Source organism: Phycisphaerae bacterium (assembly GCA_035384605.1).
Classification (GTDB): Bacteria; Planctomycetota; Phycisphaerae; order UBA1845; family PWPN01; genus JAUCQB01.
On sequence record DAOOIV010000134.1, the window covers coordinates 10,843 to 12,965 of the forward strand.

At 61.4% G+C, this 2,123-nt stretch carries 1 protein-coding gene; it reads left to right on the top strand.

What is annotated here, in order from left to right; genetic code table 11:
- Positions 1 to 266: 266 nt before the first annotated feature.
- Positions 267 to 2,123 (top strand): MFS transporter (locus PLL20_19470; GenBank protein ID HPD32179.1); only part of this gene is annotated, 1,857 nt, incomplete at its 3' end.

A 2,123-nucleotide genomic window follows, 5' to 3' on the forward strand; every position in this document is an offset into this window, starting at 1 on the left:
CTGGAAGCATGCACCGTCGAGGAGGCCGTGATCGGGCAGGGGGGTAGCGCGGCCAGCGTTCTCGTGGACCCATTTCGTTAGCGGCAGGTCGGCGCTTCGCTCTGACCTGCCCTACCTTGCCGGCTGACCATGTCATGGACATGCCCAACATCAATCACTGCGGGTTTTCTTGACCTTCCCGGCGCGATCCGCGATAGTCTTTCTCGTCGGCCGTACGGCGTTCGCGGCCGGGACGCGCGACTTCCCGCTGATTCAGGACACGAATGATGAGCGATTCAAGACCCGCCGTCAGGAACCCGTGGGCGTGGGTTCCCTCATTGTACTTCGCCCAGGGTATTCCCTACGTTGTCGCGATGAGCGTGTCGGTCATCATGTACAAGCGGATGGGGATCTCGAACACCGATATCGCCCTGTACACGAGTTGGCTGTACCTGCCGTGGGTGATCAAGCCGCTGTGGAGTCCGCTGGTCGACCTGTTCCGCACCAAGCGGCTATGGATCGTGACGACGCAATTTCTGATTGGCGCACTGCTGGCGTCGGTGGCCTTGACGATTCCGCTTCCGAAATTCTTTCAGTACACGATTGCGATCCTGTGGCTCATGGCATTCAGCTCGGCCACTCATGACATTGCCGCCGACGGTTTCTACATGCTTGGCCTGGAGCAGCACCAGCAGGCGGCGTTCGTGGGCGTTCGCAGCACATTCTATCGAATTGCGATGATCTCCGGCCAGGGCGTGCTGGTTGTTCTGGCGGGTCTGATCGAAGGGGCCAGCGGATTGCCGCCTCGGGAGTTGCAGGTGGTGTCAAAGCCGGATGCGCCCCCGGTGGCGGTCGCGTTGCCGGGTACACTCGACGTCGTTTCTTCAGACGGACCGCTGGAGATCGTCGCCGAACCGGCCATCTTGGAGATCGGCACCGTGGCGCAGAGCAAGCAGGAGATTGACTCCATCCTGGCCAAGGTCAAGCGGACCAACCTGAGCAACGGATTCTATCCGGCCGAGCAATCACCGGGAGAAAAATCGTCCAGGCAACTCTCACGTCCGACAGGTGGGTCGGTCGAGAGACTTGAGGAGTTCTTGCGGGCGCATTTCGGTCCGAAGGAGAAGGCCAGCATTGACCGTGCCGGGAACATCGGCGTGGTAACCCTGCATCTGTCCAGGCCGCCGGAGCCCGGCCGGAAGGTCGCGGTCGTACTGGACCGGGCGTCGGGCGACGCCAGCATCAGGCTTGTGGAAGGAATGCGGCTGGTTTTTGACGACGGCAACTGGAACAAGCCAGCCTTAGCGGTTTTCCAGATCGATCCGACGCTCAAGACCGAGGAGCAGGCGGTATTCAGGGCGACGTCGGGCAACGTCCGCCTGGCGTGGTCGGTCACGTTCTTCGTCCTGGCGGCCATTTTCATTACGGCGTTCGTTTACCATTACTTCATCCTTCCGTATCCGGCGGCCGACGCCCCCCGAAGTGGCGGCACGTCCGGTCGTTTCCTCACGGAGTTCTTCCGCGTCTTCGCGGCGTTCTTCGCCAAGAAACGGATTGTCGTTGCCGTGGCATTCCTCCTGCTGTACCGCCTGGCCGAGGCGCAGCTTGTCAAGTTGATCTCGCCTTTCCTGCTGGATGCACGGGAGGCCGGCGGCTTGGGCCTCACCACGGCCCGAGTGGGCATCGCCTACGGAACGTTCGGCGTCGCGGCCCTGATGGGCGGGGGCCTGCTCGGCGGCTACGTGATCTCGCGGCAGGGCCTGAAGTTCTGGCTCTGGCCGATGATCATCATCATCAACCTTGGTGGCTGGGTCTATCTGTTCCTCGCCTACGTGCAGCCGCAAAGCTTCCCATTGATTTGCGCGGCCGTCGCGCTCGAACAATTCGGTTACGGCTTCGGGTTCACGGCCTACATGCTCTACATGATTTTGATCGCCGAGGGCGAGCATAAGACCGCGCACTACGCGTTGTGTACGGGTTTTATGGCCCTCGGGATGATGCTTCCGGGCATGTTCAGCGGCTGGCTGCAGGAACTGATCGGATATCAGCATTTCTTCATCTGGGTCCTGCTGACCACGATCCCGGGCATCGTGGTCGCGGCGATGCTCAAGATCGACCCGGAGTTCGGGCGCAAGAAGGCGGAA